Source organism: Curtobacterium sp. VKM Ac-2884 (assembly GCF_015350945.1).
Taxonomy (GTDB): Bacteria; Actinomycetota; Actinomycetes; order Actinomycetales; family Microbacteriaceae; genus Curtobacterium.
On sequence record NZ_JADKSA010000006.1, the window covers coordinates 129834 to 150029 of the forward strand.

Consider the following 20196-nt stretch of genomic DNA (forward strand, 5'->3'; position numbering starts at 1 on the left):
ACCCGCGGCCCGGAAGACGAGGGGCTGCACATGGCCGACAACGACAACGACAACGACAACGGGACACCACGCTTCCCGCACACCCCGGTGATGCTCGAGCGCATCGTCGACCTGTTCACGCCGACGCTCGACGGGCCGGGCAAGGTCGTCGTGGACGCCACGCTCGGCATGGGCGGACACTCCGAGGGGCTGCTCGAGCGCTTCCCGGACCTGACGCTGATCGGCCTCGACCGTGACACCGACGCCCTCGGCATCGCCGGGGAGCGCCTCGCCCGGTTCGGCGACCGCGTCCGCCTGGTGCACACCGTGTACGACGGCATCGTCGACGCGATCGAGGGCGAGGGCTTCCGTCAGGTCGACGGCGTGCTCTTCGACCTCGGGGTCAGCTCGCTGCAGCTCGACCGGGCCGAGCGCGGCTTCGCGTACAGCCAGGACGCCCCGCTCGACATGCGCATGGACCGGACCGAGGGGCAGACCGCAGCCGACGTCCTGGCCACCTACGACGAGGGCGAACTGCGCCGCATCTTCCAGCGCTACGGCGAGGAGAAGCTCGCCGGCCGCTACGCCCGGGCCATCGTCGACCGCCGCGCGAGCGTGCCGTTCGAGATGTCGGGCGACCTGGTGCAGGTGCTCCACGACGCGACCCCGGTCGCGATCCAGCGCCAGGGCCACCCCGCGAAGCGCGTGTTCCAGGCGCTGCGCATCGAGGTGAACGCCGAACTCAGCGTCCTCGAACGCGCGATCCCGGCGGCGCTCGACGCCATCGCGGTCGGCGGTCGCATCGTCGTCGAGTCGTACCAGTCGCTCGAGGACCGCATCGTCAAGCGGGCACTGGTGGCGCGCACGAAGTCGAGCGCCCCCGCCGGGCTGCCGGTCGAGCTCCCCGAGCACGCCCCCACCTTCTCCCTGATCGTCAAGGGCGCCGAGCTGGCCGACGAGGCCGAGCGCGCCGCCAACCCCCGAGCAACACCCGTGCGCCTGCGCGCGGCCGAGCGGATCCGGAAGTGACATGAGCACGAACCTCGCACTCGTCGACCCCGCCGTCGTCCCGTCCCGCGCCCCGCGCCCGGACCGCCAGCGCCGACCGGAGCTCGTCGAGGTCACGCCGACCGCGGCCCAGCGCCGTGCACGTCCCCGCATCGGCTACGCCGTCACCGCGGTCGTCGCACTCGGCGTCCTGCTGCTCGCCCAGCTCGGCATCAGCATGGTGCTCAGCCAGGGGGCCTACACGCTGAGCGCGCTCGGCACGGAGCAGACGAACCTGTCCCGCACGCAGCAGTCGCTGTCCGAGGAACTCCGTGTGCTCGACTCGCCGCAGAACCTGGCCCGCAACGCGCAGTCCCTCGGGATGATCGCGAACTCCACACCGGTGTACCTCGACCCGAAGACGGGCCGGGTCTACGGCACGCCGACCCCGGCGGTCGCCGACCAAGCCACCGCGAGCACCGAGAACCAGGTGCCGAACTCCCTGCTGAACGACGTCCCCCTCGCTGCGAAGCAGGGCGACACGTCGACGAGCAAGGAGACGGGCTCGACGACCGGCACCGCCAGCGCCGGCACCGCCAGCGCCGGCACCGCCAGCGCCGGCACCGACAGCGCCGGCACCGACAGCACCGGCACCGCCGCGTCTGAGAAGACGAGCGGCGCCAGCGCGTCGGACGGGGGTTCCTCGAAGTCCTCCGTAGAGTCCGACGCGAACCAGCTCCAGGCGCCCTCCACCCGGTGACCTGCGGGTCTGAACCACCCTCAGCACCATCCGGGAAGGACCGCACCGCGTGACGAAGACGATCCGCAACCGCCGACTGCGCTACAGCATCGTGATGATCGCCGTGATCGCCCTGGTGGGTGTCTTCGTGGTCCGCCTCGTCGACATCCAGGTCGTGCAGGCCTCGGCCCTCAACGAGCAGTCGACGCAGAAGCGCAGCATCCCGGTGACGATCTACGGCACCCGCGGGTCGATCGTCGACCGCAACGGCACGGAACTCGCCGACAGCGTCACCCGGTACAACATCACCACCGCCCCGCGCCTGGTCAAGGCCTTCAAGGGGAAGCTCGGCGGGACCCGGGTCAAGGACATCAGCGTGTCGACGGCGCTCACCGCCCTGGCGAAGGCCTCGGGTGGCGACGTCGCGACCATGCGGAAGAACATCGCAGCGAACCCGAAGTCGGACTTCGCGTACCTGGTCAAGGGCCTCGACGTGAAGCACTACGAGGCCGTCACCGACCTCGGCATCCCCTGGATCTACAAGGAGCAGCAGGCGTCGCGGGTCTACCCGACGGGTGCGACCACGGGCAACGTCACCGGCTTCATGGGCACCGACGGCGCACAGGCCGGCCTGGAGTACGCCTACAACAAGTGCCTCGCCGGCACGAACGGCTCGGAGACGTACGAGCGCGGTGAGGATGGTGTCCAGCTGCCCGGCAGCACCGTGACGAAGAAGCAGGCCAAGGACGGCGGCACGCTCGTCACCACGATCGACAGCGACCTGCAGTACATGGCGTTGCAGACCATCGCGTCCGCCGCGAAGTCCCTGCAGGCCGAGTCCGCCACGGCCACGGTCACCAGCGTGAAGACGGGTGAGCTGCTCGCGGTCGCCGACTACCCGACCGTCGACCCGAACGACGTGGACGCCACCACCGACAAGGGGGCGTTCGGTTCCCGGGCGCTCACGGCGAGCTACGAGCCCGGATCGACGATCAAGGCCGCCATCGCCGCGGCCCTGATCGACCAGGGCAAGTCGAGCCCCACCGACCAGGCGGTCGTGCCGTACTCGCGCACCTTCCCCTGGGGCGGCACGATCCACGACTCCGAGTTCCACGAGACCGAGAACCTGACGCTGACCGGCATCCTGCAGAACTCGTCGAACGTCGGCATCACCGAGCTCGGGGCCCGGCTGACGGCTCAGCAGCGGTACGACTACATGCAGAAGTTCGGACTGTTCGAGCCGGAGTCGGCGATCGACTACCCGGGCCAGCCATCGATGGACTACGGCTCGAGCCCGAACTGGGACCAGCAGACGAACATCAACTCGATGTTCGGCCAGGGCATCTCGACGACCGCGGTCCAGGTCGCCAGCGTGTTCCAGACCATCGCGAACGACGGTGTCCGGATCCCGCTGCACTTCGTCAAGGGCTGCACCACCTCGGACGGCACGACCATCGACGCGCCCGACGTGCAGAAGCAGCGCGTCGTGTCCGCCGATGCTGCGACCCAGGTCACCGACATGCTCCAGAGCGTGGTCACGGGCGGCACGCTCGTGGGCATGAAGCCGATCTCCGGCTACAACATCGCCGCGAAGACCGGTACCGCCGAGGTGGCCGAGGGCTCGAAGGGCTACGGCGGTCAGCGCATCACCTCGGTGGCCGGAATGGCACCCGCCGAAGACCCCCAGTATGTTGTCACGGTGACGTTCACGAAGCCGCAGACCAACAAGTGGTCGAGCGGAGCGGCTCCGGCGTTCCGCACACTCATGTCCCAGGTGCTCGAGAAGTACCGAGTAGCCCCCTCCGCGTCCGAGGCGAAGCTCTACCCGTCCACGTGGTGAGGAAGAAGGAACACTTGTCCGCACGGATCCCCCCGGTCCTCCGGCCCGAACACCCGACCCCGAGGGCGGTCGCCGAACTCGCGAACGCGTTCGGCCTCCGCGTCGTCGGTTCCCTCGACGCCGTCGAGACGACCGGTGTCACGCTGAGCGCCGCCGAGGTGCAGCCGGGTGACGTCTTCGTCGGCGTGCACGGTGCGAACCGGCACGGCGCGGAGTTCTCCGCCGAGGCCGCCGAGCGCGGTGCCGTGGCCGTCCTGACCGACGACGCGGGCGTGGAGAGCGCACGAGCGGCAGGCCTGCCGGTCCTCGTCGTGGACGACCCCCGTGCTGCCCTGGGCGACGTGTCCGCCTGGGTGTACCGCACCCACCCGGACGAGGCCACCGACCTGCCGCAGCTGTTCGCCGTCACCGGCACGAACGGCAAGACCAGCACGTCGTACATCCTCGAGGGGATCCTCAAGCAGCTCGGCCTGGTCACCGGCCTGAGCTCGACCGCCGAGCGCCACATCGGCACGCTCAGCGTGACGAGCCGCCTCACCACGCCCGAGGCCAGCGAGATGCACGCGCTCCTCGCCCGGATGCGCGAGAGCGAGGTGCGCGCGGTCGCCGTCGAGGTGAGCGCGCAGGCCCTCAGCCGCCACCGGGTCGACGGCATCGTCTTCGACGTCGCGGCCTTCACGAACCTGTCGCACGACCACCTCGACGACTACGCCGACATGGAGGAGTACTACCAGGCGAAGCTCCCGCTGTTCCAGCCCGAGCACGCCCGTCGCGGCGTCGTCTCGCTGGACACCGACTGGGGCCACCGCGTGGTGCAGGACTCCCGCATCCCGGTCACGACGATCACCGTGCACCCGGACGTCGAGGCCGAGTGGCACGTCGACATCGTCGAGGCGCACGCCGCGTACACCGAGTTCCGCCTGACCGGTCCCGAGGGCCGCGAGCTCACCACCCGTGTGCCCCTGATCGGCTGGCACATGGCCGCGAACGCCGCACTGGCGATCGTCATGCTGGTCGAGGGCGGTTTCGAGCTCGGGGCCATCGCGCACGCGCTCGACAGCAACCACCGCCGCTACCCCGACGAGGACGACCGCGACGAGCACGAGGCCCGAAGCGACCGCGACGGCGACGTGCGCCGCGTCTCCGCCATCGAGTGCTACCTGCCCGGCCGGACCGAGCGTGTCTCGGGCGAGCACGGCCCGAGCGTCTACGTCGACTTCGGCCACAGCGCCGATGCGTTCGAGAACACCCTCGCGGCCGTCCGCCAGTTCACGTCCGGCAAGGTCCTCATGCTGTTCGGCGCCGACGGCGACCGCGACACCACGAAGCGCGGCGACATGGCCCGCGTCGCGGCGGCCGGCAGCGACATCCTCGTCGTCACCGACCACCACCCCCGCTTCGAGGACGCCGCGTCGATCCGGAAGACCCTGGTCGACGCTGCGCTCGAGGCGTTCCCGGACCACGAGCTGCACGAGGTGAGCCCGCCCGAGGCCGCCATCCGCCTGGCCGTCGGTCTGCTCGGCGAAGGCGACTCCATCCTCTGGGCCGGCCCGGGTCACCAGGACTACCGCGACATCGCCGGTGTCCGCACCCCCTACTCGGCACGCGACGAGGCCCGTCAGGCCCTGCGCGAAGCCGGTTGGGAGCCGAACTCCGGTCCGGCCGAGGACCTCCGATGATCGCGCTCACCCTCGCCGAGATCGCCACAGCGGTCGGCGGCGAGCTGATCGGCGGTGCCCAGGCGACCGACGTCGCCGAGCCCGGCGACCTGGTGGTGGAGGGCTCGGTCGAGACCGACTCCCGCCTGGTCCGCCCCGGCAGTGTCTTCTTCGCCCTGCCCGGCGAGGTCACGGACGGGCGCCGATTCGTGCCCGCCGCGACCGAAGCCGGTGCCGCGTTGGTCATCACGCCCGAGCGCGTCGAGACCACCGCGCCGCAGATCGTCGTCGCGGACGGGTACGCAGCACTCGCTGCGCTCGCCCACGAGGTCGTCACCCGGGTCCGGATGGCCTCCGCCGACCGCGTCGACGCCGAGGGGCGTCCGGCACCGCTCAAGGTCGTCGGCATCACCGGCTCGAACGGCAAGACGAGCACGAAGAACATGCTCCGGACGATCCTCGAGCAGCACGGCGAGACCGTCGCGCCCGAGGGGTCCTTCAACAACCACGTCGGGGCACCGATCTCGATGCTCCGGGTCACGGACGACACCCGGTTCCTGGTCGTCGAGATGGGGGCCAGCGGCGTCGGCCACATCGCGGCGCTCGTCCGGATCGCCGAGCCGGACGTCGGTGTCGTGCTCAAGGTGGGCCTGGCGCACGCCGGCGAGTTCGGCGGCATCGAGGCGACGCAGCGCGCGAAGTCAGAGATGGTCACCGACCTGCCCGCCTCCGCGACCGCACTGCTCAACGTCGACGACGACCGGGTCGCGTCGATGCGCGACCTGACGGCCGCCCAAGTGGTCGGCTTCGGCACGTCGGCGGATGCCGACTACCGCATCACCGGCATCGAGACGGACCGCAGCGGCACCCGCTTCACCCTCACCGCGCCTCCCGTCGATCAGGAAGGCGACCGTCCGACGGACGGTACCCAGCCTGGAGGCCCGGATCACGTGGACGTGCGCCTCGCGATCCTGGGTGAGCACCACGCGATGAACGCGGCCGCCGCCCTGACGGTCGCCCACCGCTGGGGCGTCCCGCTCGCCGACGGCGCCGCGGCGCTCGCGTCGATGACGCGCGCCGAGCGCTGGCGCATGGAGCTGCTGCAGGGCGGCCCCGAGGGCGTCACCGTCATCAACGACGCCTACAACGCGTCGCCGGACTCGACCGCAGCGGCGCTGCGGACCCTCGCGCAGATCGTGCGTCCGGGGGAGCGGACCGTCGCCGTGCTCGGCGAGATGGCCGAGCTCGGCGAGTTCTCGACCGAGGAGCACGACCGCATCGGTCGGCTCGTCGTCCGTCTCGGCATCGGACAGCTCGTGGTCGTCGGCCGCGGCGCGATGCCCATCCACCAGGCCGCCACCCTCGAGGGATCGTGGGACGGCGAGTCGGTGTTCATCGAGGACGTCGACGACGCCGTCCGGTCACTCCAGGACATGCTCCGCCCCGGCGACGTGGTCCTGGTCAAGTCCTCGAAGTCGGCCGAACTGCGATTCCTCGGCGACCGCCTCGGAGGTGTCACCGAATGATCGCGCTCCTCATCGCCGGCGCTACGTCGCTGGTGTTCACGTTGCTGCTCACCCCGTTCTTCATCAAGCTCTTCCACCGTCTCGGGTGGGGGCAGTTCATCCGTGACGACGGTCCGCAGTCGCACCACACCAAGCGCGGCACCGCGACGATGGGCGGCATCGTCCTCATCATCGGCGCCGTGATCGGGTACTTCGTCGGCCACCTGGTCGGACGTGACTCGATCACCCTGTCCGGCCTGCTCGTGCTGTTCCTCATGGTGGGGCTGGGCTTCGTCGGGTTCATCGACGACTTCCTCAAGGTCCGGCGCCAGCGGAGCCTCGGGCTCGGCGGGTGGGCCAAGGTCCTCGGCCAGGTCATCGTCGGCGTCATCTTCGCCACGGTCGCCCTCGTGGTGCCGACGTCGAACGGCAGGCCCCCGGCGTCGACCATGATCTCCGCGATCCGGGACATCCCGTGGCTCGACTTCATGGCGCTCGGCACGGTCATCGGCACCGTGCTGTTCCTGGCCTGGATCGTGCTGCTCACGGTGTCGACGTCGAACGGCGTCAACGTCGCGGACGGCCTCGACGGTCTCGCGACCGGCTCGAGCATCCTGGCGATCGGCTCGTACGTCATCATCGGCTTCTGGCAGTCCAACCAGATCTGCGGTGGTGCCCGTCTCGACGCGAACACGGAGCACGCCTGCTACACCGTGAGCAATCCGCTCGACCTGGCGGTCGTCGCGGCCGCGGTCTGCGGTGGGCTCATCGGCTTCCTCTGGTACAACACCTCGCCGGCGCAGATCTTCCTCGGCGACACCGGTTCGCTCGGCCTCGGTGGGGCGCTGGCGGGTCTCGCGATCCTCAGCCGCACCGAGCTCCTGCTCATCCTGATCGGCGGCCTGTTCTTCATCGTCACCGGCTCGGTCATCCTGCAGCGGGCGTACTTCAAGATCACCCACGGCAAGCGGATCTTCCGGATGAGTCCGCTGCACCACCACTTCGAGCTGAAGGGGTGGGCCGAGGTGACGGTCGTCGTCCGGTTCTGGATCATCGCGGGGCTCTTCGTCGCCGCGGGGGTCGGCCTCTTCTACCTCGAATGGATCGCACGCGTTGGTTGACCCGGTGTCCTCGTCCTCCCGCCTCCAGTCCCTCGACAGCTGGTACTCCGAGGGGTGGAAGGGCCTGAACGTCGCCGTCCTCGGGCTCGGCGCGACCGGGTTCTCGGTCGCCGACACCCTGGTGGAGCTCGGCAGTGCGGTGACGGTCTACTCGTCCGACGCGCCGTCGGACAGCGTCGAGCTGCTCGACGTCATCGGCGCGCGCTTCGTGCAGACGCCGCTCGACACCGTGCCGGCCGCGCTGCAGGAGCAGGCACCGGACGTCGTCATCGTGTCGCCCGGCCTGCCGCCGCACAACGCGACCGTCGAGTGGTCCGCCCGGAACAGCACCGTCTGGGGCGACATCGAGCTCGCCTGGCGCGTGCGCGACAAGGTCGTGCGCGGTCCGGTCGCGGCGCCGTGGATCACGATCACGGGCACGAACGGCAAGACCACCACGACGCAGCTCACGACCGCGATGTACGAGGCCGGCGGCCTGCGCGCGGTCGCGTGCGGCAACATCGGCGTGCCGGTGCTCGACGTCGTGCGCGACCCGGACGGCTACGACGTGCTCGTCGTCGAGCTCTCCAGTCACCAGCTGCACTACATGGCGACCTCGGGCGACGGCGCGGTCGTGCCGCTCGCGAGCGCCTGCCTGAACATCGCCGACGACCACCTCGAGTGGCACGGCTCCGCCGCGGCGTACCGCGCCGCGAAGGCCAAGGTCTACGAGCGCACCGTGATGGCGTGCGTCTACAACACCGCCGACGACGTCACGCGCGACATGGTGCAGGACGCCGACGTCGTCGAGGGCTGCCGCGCCGTCGGCTTCACGCCGGGCGTGCCCGCGCCCGGTGACGTCGGCATCGTCGAGGACGTCCTCTGCGACCGCGCCTTCACCGAGGACCGTCGGAACAGTGCGCTCGAACTGTCGACCGTCGCCGACCTCGAGGTCGCCGGGCTCGCCAGCCCGCACATGACCATGAACGTCCTGGCCGCCGCGGCCCTCGCCCGAGCCGGCACCGTCCAGCCGAGTGCGATCCGCTCCGCCGTCCGGGCCTTCCGCGCCGACCACCACCGTACGGAGCTCGTGGCGGAGTCGGCCGGCATCGCGTGGGTCGACGACTCGAAGGCCACGAACCCGCACGCCGCCACCGCCTCGCTCGCGTCGTTCGACACCGTGGTGTGGATCGTCGGCGGTCTGTTCAAGGGCGTCGACGTCGACGGGCTCGTCGCACGCTTCGGCCCGGAGGTCCGTGCCGTCGTCGTGATCGGCACCGACCGGACCCCCGTCCTGGAGGCATTCGCGCGACACGCGTCCGGGGTGCCGGTGCTCCAGGTGGAGACGACGGACACTGATCAGGTCATGCCCGAGGCGGTCCGGCATGCCGCATCGGTCGCGAGGCCGGGCGACACGGTCCTCCTCGCCCCGGCGGCTGCGTCGTTCGACCAGTTCGGCTCCTACGCCGACCGGGGGCGTCGTTTCGCGGCGGCGGTCCACGAGCACCTGGGAGGCAACGCCGATGGCGACGACGGATCTTCCGAACAGTCGTAGCACGCCGGCGACGGGCAACCCGCGTCGCACGAACGGTGCACTCGTCGCCGTCAAGAACGTCTTCGTCGCCGAGTCCAGCACCTTCTACACGATCCTCGGCGTCACACTCTTCCTGGTCGTCTTCGGCGTCGTGATGGTGCTGTCGTCGTCGAGCGTCGAACAGTACGCCGCGACGCACGACTTCTTCGGTGCAGCGTCCCGCCAGGGTCTGTACGCCGTCCTCGGCGTCCCGCTCATGCTCATCGCGAGTCGTGTCCCGACGCGGCTGTGGCGGAAGTGGGCGATGCGACTGCTCGGCGCTGCCCTCGTCCTGCAGCTCCTCGTGTACACACCGCTCGGCATCGACGTCCAGGGCAACCGGAACTGGATCGGCATCGGCTCGTTCACCGCGCAGCCGTCCGAGGTCGTGAAGCTCGGGCTGGTGCTGGGCATCGGCGCGATCATGTACGTCAAGCGCGACAAGCTCGACGACTGGAAAGAGGTGTTCATCCCGATCGGGATCGCCTCGCTCCTGTCGCTCGGCCTCGTGATCCTCGGTGGCGACCAGGGCACCGCGATGATCATGCTCATCCTGATCCTCGGCGCGCTCTACGTCGGCGGGGCCCGCGCGCGGCACCTGCTCGTCGGCCTGGCGGCGATGGCGGTCATGCTGCCGTTCGTCACGATGGCCTCGTCCTCCCGTCAGGTGCGCATCAGCGCGTGGCTGTCCGGCTGCACCGACTCGAACCAGTACGCCGACCTGTGCTGGCAGCCCGTGCACGGCATGTGGGCGCTGGCGTCCGGCGGCGTGTTCGGCGTCGGACTCGGCAACTCGAAGGCGAAGTGGTCGTGGCTGCCCGAGGCGGACAACGACTACATCTTCGCGATCATCGGCGAAGAGCTCGGCCTGATCGGCGCCGTCGTCGTCCTCGCACTGTTCGTCGTGCTCGCCGTCGGCATGATCAAGATCATCCGGCAGTCTCGCGACCCCTTCGTGAAGACGGTCACGGGCGGCATCCTGGCGTGGATCATCGGCCAGGCGCTCGTGAACATCGCCGTGGTGCTCGGCCTGCTGCCGGTCCTCGGCGTCCCACTACCGCTGATCTCGGCCGGCGGGTCCGCGCTCATCATGACCCTGGTGGCGATCGGCGTCGTGCTGTCGTTCGCCCGCGACCTGCCCGGCAAGAACGTCCCGCGCACCACGAACGCGCCCCTCGACAGCACCACCACGAACGGACGACTCCGGTGAGCAAGTACCTCTTCGCCGGCGGGGGCACCGCCGGACACGTCAACCCCCTGCTCGCGGTCGCCGACCGGCTGACCGAGCGCGAGCCGGACGCCGAGGTGCTCGTCCTGGGCACCGCCGAGGGCCTGGAGTCCCGCCTGGTGCCGATGCGCGGCTACGAGCTCCTGACGATCCCGCGCCTGCCGTTCCCCCGGAAGTTGAACGGCGCGGCCCTGCGCTTCCCGCAGCGCTTCGCCGCGGCGGTCAAGCGCACCGAGCAGATCATCCTCGAGCACGAGGTCGAGGTCGTCCTCGGCGTCGGCGGCTACGCGGCGGCGCCGGCGTACATCGCAGCTCGTCGCACCGGCACCCCGATCGTCGTGCACGAGCAGAACGCGAAGCCGGGGTTGGCGAACCGCCTCGCCGCGTTCCTCACCGAGCACGTCGGCCTGACCTTCTCGAACACCCGACTGCGGCACGGCCGGGTCGTCGGCATGCCGCTCCGGCGCGAGATCGAGTCGCTCGACCGCCGTGCCAGCCGCGCTGAGGCCCTCGCCGAGTTCGGGCTCGACCCGGCTCGCCCGGTGCTCCTCGTCACGGGGGGCTCCTCGGGCGCGCGCAGCATCAACCGCACGATCAACAAGTCGGCGGCGACCATCGTGGGCGCCGGCTGGCAGGTCCTGCACGTGGTCGGGGCGGCGTCGGACATCGGCCCGAGCGACCTCGACGGCTACCACGTGCTCGCCTACTGCGACCGGATGGACCTGGCGTACGCGGCGAGCGACTTCGTCGTGTCGCGCTCCGGCGCCGGCATGGTCTGCGAGCTCACCGCGGTCGGGCTGCCGAGCGTGCTCGTGCCGTACCCTGTCGGCAACGGCGAGCAGCGGCACAACGCCAAGGACGTCGTCGACGCCGGGGGAGCAGTGCTCGTGGCGGACGGGGAATTCGACCCCGACTGGGTGACGTTCCAGCTCCTGACGATCCTGCAGGACCGGGCCCGCATCGCGGACATGACGGTCAGGGCGGGCAGCGTCGGACACCGCGACGGCGCGGACCGGATGACCGACCTCGTCCTGGACGCAGCACGAGGCACCGCACGAGGCAACGGCGCCGCCAGCACCACGGAGGAACCATGACCATCAAGCCGGACCTGACGCAGCCGATCCCGGACGACCTCGGCACCGTCCACTTCGTCGGCATCGGCGGCGCCGGCATGAGCGGCATCGCCCGGATGTTCCTCGCCGCCGGCCACCGCGTGACGGGCAGCGACTCCCGCGAGACCGAGACGACGGGCATCATGCGCGACCTCGGCGCCGCGGTGCACATCGGCCACGACGCTGCGAACGTCGGCGATGCGGACACGATCGTCGTCACGAGCGCGCTCTGGCCGGACAACCCCGAACTGCTCGAGGCGCAGCGCCGCGGCCTGCCGGTGCTGCACCGGTCCCAGGCCCTCGCCGCCCTCATCGCCGAACACCGCCTCGTCGCGGTCGCCGGCGCGCACGGCAAGACCACGTCGACCGGCATGATCGTCACCGCGATGGTCGAGCTCGGCCTCGACCCGAGCTTCGTGAACGGCGGCGTCATCCAGTCGCTCGGCACGAGTTCGGCGCCGGGCTCGAGCGACCTGTTCGTGGTCGAGGCCGACGAGTCCGACGGCTCGTTCCTGCTCTACGACGTCGCCGTGGCCCTGATCACGAACGTCGACGCCGACCACCTCGACCACTACGGCAGCGAGGAGGCCTTCACCGAGGCGTTCGTCGAGTTCGCCGCGAAGGCGAGCGAGCGCGTCGTGATCTCGAGCGACGACGCCGGCGCGAAGACCGTCACGGCGGGCATCCGCGCTCGTGCCGATGCCCCCGAGGTCGTCACCTTCGGCGAGGCCGTCGACGCCGACGTGCGCATCGAGCGGATCATCGAGTCCGCGGGCGTCGAGGTCGCATTCCGCGCCGGCGGCGAGGCACACCACCTGACCCTCCGCGTGCCGGGTCGGCACAACGCGATCAACGCCGTCGGTGCCTTCGCGGTCCTGACCGGCCTGGGGGTGAGCGCCGCCGACGCGATCCGCGGGCTCGAGGCCTTCGGCGGGACCCAGCGCCGCTTCGAACTGCACGGTGTCGAGCGCGGGGTGTCGGTCTACGACGACTACGCGCACCACCCGACCGAGGTCGCCGCGGCGCTCAAGGCCGCCCGCAACGTCGTCGGCGACGGCCGCATCATCGCCATCCACCAGCCCCACCTGTACTCGCGCACCCGTCTGATGGCCGGTGACTTCGCGCGGGTCTACGAGGAGCTCGCCGACCACACGGTCGTCCTCGACGTCTACGGTGCGCGCGAGGACCCGGAGCCCGGGGTCACCGGCGCCCTGGTGCAGGAACGGTTCGCCGACCAGTCCCGCGTGGAGTTCCTGCCGGACTGGGACGAGGCCGCCGCCCGTGCCGCCGCGGTCGCCCGCGACGGCGACATCATCATGACGCTCAGCTGCGGTGACGTGTACCGGATCATCCCGCAGGTGCTGGGAGCGTTGGGCCGGTGAGGCGACCCGAGGGGTTCGACGAGGGGGACGCCCGCAGGGACACCCCGGTCGAGGGCGCCGACGCGCCCCGGCAGCGTCGTGGCCCCTCGATGCCGCGGCTCCCGTTCCGCGGGCGCACACCCGACGACCGGGAGGCCCGTCCCACGCCCGACGAGTCGGCTGCGGTCGACGAGGCCCCGGCCTCCACCACCCCGGCCACCGGGCTCTCCGGGACGCGCCCCCCAGCGGTCGGTGCGCCCCCGAGCGTCGGGGCGCGACGACCGTCCGCGGGCGCGGATCCGACCACCGATGCCGCCGACTCGACGCGCGACCGCGTCGGCACCCTCGCGGGCGCGGCCGGCCGCCGCGTCGGCGCCGGCTTCGGGGCCGTCGCCGACCGCCTGCGCGAGTACACACCGGACGAGGACCACCGCGACTCGCGCCCCGATGCGGGCAACGCGCCCCGAGGAGACGGGGCGCGACGACCGTCCGGGGGCGCGGCGGGCAGTGCAGGCGACCACGACGCGACCGTGACCGACGTGCTCGACGCGGGGAGTGCCTCCCGGCCGGTCCAGCACGACGACGCACCCATCGGTGCCGGCGTCCGCGCTGCCGAGACCGCGCGTGAGGCGCGCATCGCGAAGCGTCGCCGTCGCCTGCTCGAGCGCGCCGAGGTGCGGCGGTTCACCCGGCGCAGCCGCCACCGTCGCGCCGCCGGGATCACCGCGGCCGGCATCGTGCTCGTGCTCGGCGTCTCGATCCTGGTGGCCGTGTTCTCGCCGCTCATGGCGCTGCAGACGATCGAGATCAAGGGCACCGACCGCGTCGACGAGACCGCGTTGCGACAGGCCCTGTCCGACCAGATCGGCACGCCGCTCGCGCGGCTCGACTTCGACGAGATCAAGCAGGACATCGCGGGCTTCCCGCTCATCGAGAGCTACGTGACGGAAGAGGCGCCGCCGCACACCCTCGTGGTGACGGTGACCGAGCGCACGCCCGTCGTCGCCGTGCAGTCCGGCAGCTCGTTCGACCTCGTCGACCCGGCCGGCATCGTCGTCCAGTCGGCGCCGAAGCGTCCGGACACCATGCCGCTCGCCGACATCGCCCGTGCGCGCCTCGGGTCCTCGAGCTTCCGCACCATGACCGAGGTCGTGCTGGCGCTGCCGTCGACCGTCCGGTCGCAGGTCACGCGGGTCGCCGGGTCCACCGCCGACGACGTGACCCTGACGCTGCGCGACACGTCGACGGTGGTGTGGGGGAGCCCGGACGACTCCGAGGCGAAGGCTGCGCTGCTCGCCGCGCTGGTGAAGGACCACGCGGCGCGGAACCCGGGTGTCGTCGTCGAGTACGACGTGTCGGCGCCGGACAACGGCGTGATCCGCGCGAAGGACTGAATTGCCGACCTGATCGGCGACACGCGGCGTGGCGGGGCGACAGTGCGCGGAACCCACCCGTAGCGTCGAAGACAGCACCACATCTACCAGCATTGCCCCTGAACTTCAAGTAGAGGTTGAGGGTTCAACCGGAGGCCTGACTGACGTGACCACGAACCACAACTACCTCGCCGTCATCAAGGTCGTCGGTGTCGGCGGCGGCGGCGTCAACGCCGTCAACCGGATGATCGAACTCGGCCTCCGTGGGGTCGAGTTCATCGCGATCAACACCGACGCGCAGGCGCTGCTGCTCAGCGACGCCGACGTCAAGCTCGACGTCGGCCGCGAGATCACCCGCGGCCTCGGCGCCGGCGCGGACCCCGAGGTCGGCCGTCGTGCCGCCGAGGACCACGCCGAGGAGATCGAAGAGGCCCTCGCGGGTGCCGACATGGTCTTCGTCACTGCGGGTGAAGGCGGTGGGACCGGCACGGGTGGTGCGCCCGTCGTCGCCCGCATCGCCAAGTCGATCGGCGCCCTCACCATCGGCGTCGTCACGAAGCCGTTCAGCTTCGAGGGCAAGCGTCGCCAGTCGCAGGCCGAGAACGGTGTCGCCGGGCTCAAGGACGAGGTCGACACGCTCATCGTCGTCCCGAACGACCGCCTGCTCGAGATCAGCGACCGCGGCATCTCGATGGTCGAGGCCTTCGCCACGGCCGACCAGGTGCTCCTCGCCGGCGTGCAGGGCATCACCGACCTCATCACCACCCCGGGGCTCATCAACCTCGACTTCGCCGACGTCAAGTCCGTCATGCAGGGTGCGGGTTCCGCGCTCATGGGCATCGGCTCGTCGCGCGGTGCCGACCGTGCCATCAAGGCCGCCGAGCTCGCCGTCGCGTCCCCGCTGCTCGAGGCCTCGATCGACGGAGCGCACGGTGTGCTGCTGTCGATCCAGGGTGGCTCGAACCTCGGCATCTTCGAGATCAACGACGCCGCGCGTCTGGTGCAGGAAGCCGTGCACCCCGAGGCGAACATCATCTTCGGTGCGGTCATCGACGACACCCTCGGCGACGAGGTCCGCGTGACCGTCATCGCCGCGGGCTTCGACGGCGGCGAGCCGGCGCAGCAGCAGAAGGAGCGTCGCTCGAGCTACGTCGACCCCGAGTCGAGCGCGACGGCCCCCGTCGCCGCGTCGACCGGTGCGATCGAGGACTCCAGCACGTCGAGCCCCTCCTGGGCCTCGCAGGAACACCAGCCGCCGGTGCAGCGCGCCGCCGACCCGGCGTTCGACGACGACGACGAGCTCGACGTCCCCGACTTCCTGAAGTAACCGTTCCATGGCAGGTGATCCGCGCCTCCCGTCCGCCTCGTCCCACGACGACGGACTGGAGGCGCGCGTTGCGTCCGTCCGGAGCGGCATCGCCGACGCGGCCCGCGCCGCAGGGCGTTCGGCCGACGACCTCACGCTGATCGTCGTCACGAAGTACCACCCGGCGTCGCTCGTCCGTGGGCTGGCGTCACTCGGCGTCACCGACGTGGGGGAGAACCGCCACCAGGAGGCACAGGCCAAGGCTGCCGAACTCGCCGACCTCGACCTGATCTGGCACTTCATCGGGCAGCTGCAGTCGAAGAAGGCCCGACAGGTCCGTCGCTACGCGCACGTCGTGCAGTCCCTCGACCGCACGTCGGTCGTGGATGCCTTCGCACCGACCGAGGCCGAGCCGGAGCCACCGGTGATCGACGGGTTCGTGCAGGTCAACCTGACCGACGACCCCGGCCGCGGCGGCGTGCAACCGGACGACGTCGAGGCGATGGCCGAACGCGTACTCGAGACCGGCACCATCCGGTTGCGCGGGGTCATGGCCGTCGCGCCGCTGGACGAGCAGCCCCGTGCGGCGTTCGCCCGACTGCGGGCGATCTCGGACCGGGTCGTGGCGCTCGAGCCCGGCGCCACCGACATCTCGGCCGGCATGAGCGGCGACTACGCCGACGCCGTGCTCGAGGGCGCGACACACCTGCGGATCGGTACCGCAATCACCGGAAATCGGCCGGCGGCACCCTAGCCTCGTTGCAGGGCATCCACGTGCACCAACCTCCGGAGGAACCATGGCCAACCCGCTGAAGAAGACGATGGTCTACCTCGGCCTCGCCGACGAGGAACTCGACTACGAGGACGAGCAGCCGCAGCAGACCGCGCCCGCGCGCCAGCAGGCTCCGGCCGCTCCTGCCGCTGCACCTGAGAGTCCCGCACCGGCGGCTGCCCCGGTCGCCACGACTGCTCCGGCCGCGGCGCCCGCAGCTGCACCGGCTGCGACGAAGACGCACACCCACCAGCGCGGCGCTCAGGTCACTCCGCTCCGCCGCTCGCACACGACTGCACAGAAGGCGACCCCGGTCCAGGAAATGAACGAGATCCTCACCGTCCACCCGCGCGAGTACAAGGACGCCCAGTCCATCGCCGAGAGCTTCCGCGACGGGATCCCCGTCATCATCAACCTCTCGCAGATGACCGAGAACGACGCCCGACGCATGATCGACTTCGCCTCCGGCCTGTCGCTCGGCCTGTACGGCAAGATCGAGCGCGTCACGAACAAGGTCTTCCTCCTGTCGCCCGCACACGTCGCAGTGAGCGGTGAGCCGGCTGAGGTAGAGTCCGACATCGAGGCGAACTTCTTCGCCCAGTCCTGAGCCGCACCCGGCCACCCGCCCGTGAGCGTCGTCGCATGACGGCACTCGCCCGAGACGAGCGAGCCCCATCGTGTCCGTGATCCTAGGGATCATCTCCCTCGCCCTCCTGCTGTACTTCTTCGTGATGTGGGGGCGGTTCGCGCTCGACCTCGTGCAGAACTTCAACCGGTCCTGGCGGCCGCGCGGGGGACTGCTCGTGGTCTCCGAGTTCGTCTACACGATCACCGATCCGCCGATCCGCGCGGTTCGGCGGGTCCTGCCGCCGCTCCGCATGGGGCCGGTGGCACTCGACTTCGGCTGGACGATCGTCATGCTCGTCGTGATCATCGCCCGGGTCGTCGTCAACGGCATCGCCGTCGCGGTCTGACCCGATCCAGGTCCGATCCTGACCCGGTCAAGGTCCGATCCTGGCTCGATCCTGGCTCGATCCTGGCTCGATCCAGGTCCGCGACACGCGCCGCGCCGATGCAGCGATCGTCGTTCCTGCCCGTCGTCGGTGTACGGTGGTCGGGATCGATGCTCGCCTCCGGCGCGGCATCCGCACCACACGTGGTGACTGGTACGTTCGGTCACGACGCAAGTGGTTCCACACGTTCAGCAGTTCTATTGAGGTGACGGCAATGGCTTTGACGCCGGAAGACGTAGTCAACAAGCGGTTCCAGCCGACGAAGTTCCGCGAGGGCTACGACCAGGACGAGGTCGACGACTTCCTCGACGAGGTCGTGGTCGAGCTGCGTCGCCTGACCGCGGAGAACGACGAGCTCCGCCAGCGCCTGCAGGCGGCCGAGTCGGCCCCACAGTCGGCGCAGACCGAGCAGCCCGCTCCCGCGGCAGAGCCCGAACCGGAGCCCGTGCCGGCCCCGGTCGAGGCGGCTCCGGAGCCCGCTCCGGTCGCAGCGGCCGCCCCGGCGACCACGGTCCCGGCGGACGAGGACACCGAGGGCACCACGAACCTCCTGACGCTCGCGCGTCGTCTCCACGAGGAGCACGTCCGCGAAGGTGTCGAGAAGCGTGACGCGCTCATCGCCGAGGGCACCGCCCAGGCAGCGCGTCTCGTGTCCGAGGCCGAGGCCAAGCAGCGCCAGATCATCGCCGACACCGAGAACACGAACCGTCAGCGTGTCCAGGTGCTCGAGCAGGAGCAGCGCCAGCTCGAAGGCAAGATCGACGAGCTCCGGACGTTCGAGCGCGACTACCGCGCCCAGCTCAAGAGCTACATCCAGGGGCAGCTCTCCGAGCTCGACTCCTCGAACGAGCAGTCCGGTCTCACCCCGGCGCCGGCATCGGCGCAGGGCTTCGGCAACTGACGTTGTCGCGACCAGCATCACGAGCGAAGGTCAGTGTCCGCGCGATCGCGGCACTGGCCTTCGCCGCTGTCGTGGTGGTGGCGTTCGACCAGGTCGCGAAGGCGCTGGTCGTCGCGAACCTGCCGTACGGCGCCCCCGTCCCGATCCTGGGCGGGGCGCTCCAGTTCCTCTACGTCCGGAACCCCGGGGCGGCGTTCTCCTTCGCGGTGAACATGACGTGGGTGTTCTCGATCATCTCGGCGGCGGTCGTCGTCGCGATCATCATCTACTCGCGCCGGATCCGGTCGATGTGGTGGGCCGTCGTGCTCGGCATGCTGCTGGGCGGCGCGCTCGGCAACCTGATCGACCGACTCTTCCGTGAGCCCGGCTTCGGCCGCGGCCACGTGGTCGACTTCATCTCGACGCCGTGGATGATGCCGGCGATCTACAACGTCGCCGACTCGTTCATCTGCATCAGCATGGTGGTCTTCGTGCTGCTGGTGATCCTCGGGGTGAACCTCGACGGGTCCCGCACGGTCTCCGCCAAGCGCGCTGCGCAGGCGGACACGACGGAGCCGCTCGACGGCGGGGCCGCGTTCTCGGTGCCCGCAACCGACGCAGCAGCGCCCGCGACCGACGCTGCAGCGCCCGCAACCGGCACTGCAGCACCCGCAGCGGACCTGCCGGAGCCGGAGCGGGCCTCCCGTCCGGCACAGCACGACCGGCGCGACGCGCTGGGGCACGACGCCACGTGACCGAGTCGCGTTCTCTTCCCGTCCCCGACGGGCTCGCCGGCGAGCGTGTCGACGCCGCCATCGCGAAGCTCCTCGGGTTCAGCCGGTCGTTCGCGGCCGACGTCGTCGCCGCCGGTGGGGTCCGGGTCGACGGCGTCCCCGTCGACAAGTCCGACCGCTTGCACGCCGACTCGTGGCTCGAGGTCGAGTGGTCCCCGAAGGAGCCGCCGCGCATCGTGCCGGCGGCCGTGCCCGGGATGACGATCGTGCACGACGACGAGGACATCGTGGTCGTCGACAAGCCCGTCGGCGTCGCCGCGCACCCCTCGCCCGGTTGGGACGGTCCGACCGTGCCCGGGGGCCTCGCCGCAGCGGGGTTCACCATCGCGACCTCGGGCGCCGCCGAGCGCGCGGGCATCGTGCACCGCCTCGACGTCGGCACGTCGGGGCTCATGGTCGTCGCGAAGACCGAGCTCGCGTACACCCACCTCAAGCGCGCCTTCAAGGAGCGCACGGTCGAGAAGGTCTACCACGCGCTCGCGCAGGGGCATCCCGACCCGACCTCCGGCACCGTGGACGCCCCCATCGGTCGGCACCCGTCGAGCGACTGGAAGTTCGCGGTCACGGCCGACGGCAAGCCGAGCGTCACCCACTACGAGACCCTCGAGGCGTTCCGGTCGGCGACCCTGCTCGAGGTGCACCTCGAGACCGGGCGCACCCACCAGATCCGCGTGCACATGGCCGCGACCCGCCACCCGCTGGTCGGCGACACGATGTACGGCGCCGACCCGGTCCTGGCGCAGGAGCTCGGGCTGACCCGCCAGTGGCTCGATGCCGTCCGGCTCGGGTTCGACCACCCGCGCACCGGCGAGTGGGTGTCGTTCCAGGCGGAGTACCCCGACGACCTGCGCCTCGCACTCGACCGCATCCGAGCCGCTTCGTCCTGACGCGCGCGCGCCGGTCGCGTGGTTCGCGTCGTCGCGTCGGTCGCGTCGGTCGCGTCGGTCGCCGAGGTTCCGAAATCTCGGCATGTCGG

Annotated in this window: 18 protein-coding genes; all 18 read left to right on the forward strand. The window is 70.8% G+C overall.

Translation table 11 applies throughout. The features are described 5' to 3' along the window. The first annotated feature begins 30 nt into the window (after positions 1–30). The 18 genes from rsmH to ITJ60_RS16395 all read left to right on the forward strand — a co-directional run bounded on the left by rsmH (position 31) and on the right by ITJ60_RS16395 (position 20107). Complete coding sequence (gene rsmH / locus ITJ60_RS16310) at positions 31–1008, forward strand: 16S rRNA (cytosine(1402)-N(4))-methyltransferase RsmH (RefSeq protein ID WP_194648696.1); 978 nt, start codon at positions 31–33, stop codon at positions 1006–1008. 1 nt (position 1009) lies between these two features. Then, positions 1010–1726, forward strand: a complete 717-nt coding sequence (locus ITJ60_RS16315; RefSeq protein WP_194648697.1) for a hypothetical protein — start codon at positions 1010–1012, stop codon at positions 1724–1726. A gap of 49 nt (positions 1727–1775) precedes the next feature. Further along, entirely contained in the window at positions 1776–3545 is a 1770-nt protein-coding gene (locus ITJ60_RS16320) for a peptidoglycan D,D-transpeptidase FtsI family protein (RefSeq protein WP_194648698.1), read from the forward strand. A 14-nt stretch (positions 3546–3559) separates the two neighbouring features. Next, positions 3560–5224 (forward strand): Mur ligase family protein, encoded by a 1665-nt coding sequence (locus ITJ60_RS16325; protein ID WP_194648699.1) that lies wholly within the window; start codon positions 3560–3562, stop codon positions 5222–5224. Then, the gene (locus ITJ60_RS16330; protein WP_194648700.1) at positions 5221–6729 is read left to right on the forward strand and encodes a UDP-N-acetylmuramoyl-tripeptide--D-alanyl-D-alanine ligase; all 1509 of its coding nucleotides are present in this window, start codon (positions 5221–5223) and stop codon (positions 6727–6729) included. The genes ITJ60_RS16325 and ITJ60_RS16330 overlap by 4 nt, the downstream gene beginning before the upstream one ends. Further along, on the forward strand, positions 6726–7829 hold the full coding sequence (gene mraY, locus ITJ60_RS16335) for a phospho-N-acetylmuramoyl-pentapeptide-transferase (RefSeq protein WP_194648701.1): 1104 nt from the start codon (positions 6726–6728) through the stop codon (positions 7827–7829). The genes ITJ60_RS16330 and mraY overlap by 4 nt, the downstream gene beginning before the upstream one ends. Positions 7830–7833: 4 nt before the next feature. Next, positions 7834–9363, forward strand: coding sequence for a UDP-N-acetylmuramoyl-L-alanine--D-glutamate ligase (gene murD, locus ITJ60_RS16340; RefSeq protein ID WP_194648702.1), 1530 nt, complete (start codon positions 7834–7836; stop codon positions 9361–9363). Continuing rightward, positions 9332–10591: a putative lipid II flippase FtsW gene (gene ftsW / locus ITJ60_RS16345; protein ID WP_194648703.1), complete on the forward strand. Its 1260-nt coding sequence runs from the start codon at positions 9332–9334 to the stop codon at positions 10589–10591. Before murD ends, ftsW begins: the two co-directional genes overlap by 32 nt. Next, on the forward strand, positions 10588–11703 hold the full coding sequence (locus ITJ60_RS16350; protein WP_194648704.1) for a UDP-N-acetylglucosamine--N-acetylmuramyl-(pentapeptide) pyrophosphoryl-undecaprenol N-acetylglucosamine transferase: 1116 nt from the start codon (positions 10588–10590) through the stop codon (positions 11701–11703). The genes ftsW and ITJ60_RS16350 overlap by 4 nt, the downstream gene beginning before the upstream one ends. Continuing rightward, complete coding sequence (gene murC, locus ITJ60_RS16355; RefSeq protein WP_123672599.1) at positions 11700–13103, forward strand: UDP-N-acetylmuramate--L-alanine ligase; 1404 nt, start codon at positions 11700–11702, stop codon at positions 13101–13103. Before ITJ60_RS16350 ends, murC begins: the two co-directional genes overlap by 4 nt. Further along, positions 13100–14476 (forward strand): FtsQ-type POTRA domain-containing protein, encoded by a 1377-nt coding sequence (locus tag ITJ60_RS19395; RefSeq protein WP_194648705.1) that lies wholly within the window; start codon positions 13100–13102, stop codon positions 14474–14476. The genes murC and ITJ60_RS19395 overlap by 4 nt, the downstream gene beginning before the upstream one ends. A 145-nt stretch (positions 14477–14621) precedes the next feature. Continuing rightward, positions 14622–15782, forward strand: a complete 1161-nt coding sequence (gene ftsZ / locus ITJ60_RS16365) for a cell division protein FtsZ (RefSeq protein WP_111085783.1) — start codon at positions 14622–14624, stop codon at positions 15780–15782. A gap of 7 nt (positions 15783–15789) precedes the next feature. Continuing rightward, a complete protein-coding gene (locus ITJ60_RS16370) occupies positions 15790–16515 on the forward strand; it encodes a YggS family pyridoxal phosphate-dependent enzyme (protein WP_194648706.1) in 726 nt (241 codons plus the stop codon). 43 nt (positions 16516–16558) lie between these two features. Beyond that, positions 16559–17140, forward strand: coding sequence for a cell division protein SepF (locus ITJ60_RS16375; RefSeq protein WP_194648707.1), 582 nt, complete (start codon positions 16559–16561; stop codon positions 17138–17140). Between the two features lie 70 nt (positions 17141–17210). Next, positions 17211–17507, forward strand: a complete 297-nt coding sequence (locus ITJ60_RS16380; RefSeq protein ID WP_111085780.1) for a YggT family protein — start codon at positions 17211–17213, stop codon at positions 17505–17507. Between the two features lie 253 nt (positions 17508–17760). Further along, positions 17761–18447, forward strand: a complete 687-nt coding sequence (locus ITJ60_RS16385) for a DivIVA domain-containing protein (protein ID WP_194648708.1) — start codon at positions 17761–17763, stop codon at positions 18445–18447. A gap of 2 nt (positions 18448–18449) precedes the next feature. Continuing rightward, complete coding sequence (gene lspA, locus ITJ60_RS16390; RefSeq protein ID WP_228510548.1) at positions 18450–19181, forward strand: signal peptidase II; 732 nt, start codon at positions 18450–18452, stop codon at positions 19179–19181. Next, positions 19178–20107: an RluA family pseudouridine synthase gene (locus tag ITJ60_RS16395; protein ID WP_194648709.1), complete on the forward strand. Its 930-nt coding sequence runs from the start codon at positions 19178–19180 to the stop codon at positions 20105–20107. The genes lspA and ITJ60_RS16395 overlap by 4 nt, the downstream gene beginning before the upstream one ends. Positions 20108–20196 lie beyond the last annotated feature (89 nt).

Bases quoted from the DNA above. Each gene is read 5' to 3' on its own strand.
- mraY (WP_194648701.1), top strand. From the start codon at position 6,726: ATGATCGCGCTCCTCATCGCCGGCGCTACGTCGCTGGTGTTCACGTTG.
- ITJ60_RS16330 (WP_194648700.1), top strand. From the start codon at position 5,221: ATGATCGCGCTCACCCTCGCCGAGATCGCCACAGCGGTCGGCGGCGAG.
- ITJ60_RS16315 (WP_194648697.1), top strand. From the start codon at position 1,010: ATGAGCACGAACCTCGCACTCGTCGACCCCGCCGTCGTCCCGTCCCGC.
- murC (WP_123672599.1), top strand. From the start codon at position 11,700: ATGACCATCAAGCCGGACCTGACGCAGCCGATCCCGGACGACCTCGGC.
- ITJ60_RS16385 (WP_194648708.1), top strand. From the start codon at position 17,761: ATGGCTTTGACGCCGGAAGACGTAGTCAACAAGCGGTTCCAGCCGACG.
- ftsW (WP_194648703.1), top strand. From the start codon at position 9,332: ATGGCGACGACGGATCTTCCGAACAGTCGTAGCACGCCGGCGACGGGC.
- ITJ60_RS16375 (WP_194648707.1), top strand. From the start codon at position 16,559: ATGGCCAACCCGCTGAAGAAGACGATGGTCTACCTCGGCCTCGCCGAC.
- rsmH (WP_194648696.1), top strand. From the start codon at position 31: ATGGCCGACAACGACAACGACAACGACAACGGGACACCACGCTTCCCG.
- ITJ60_RS16370 (WP_194648706.1), top strand. From the start codon at position 15,790: ATGGCAGGTGATCCGCGCCTCCCGTCCGCCTCGTCCCACGACGACGGA.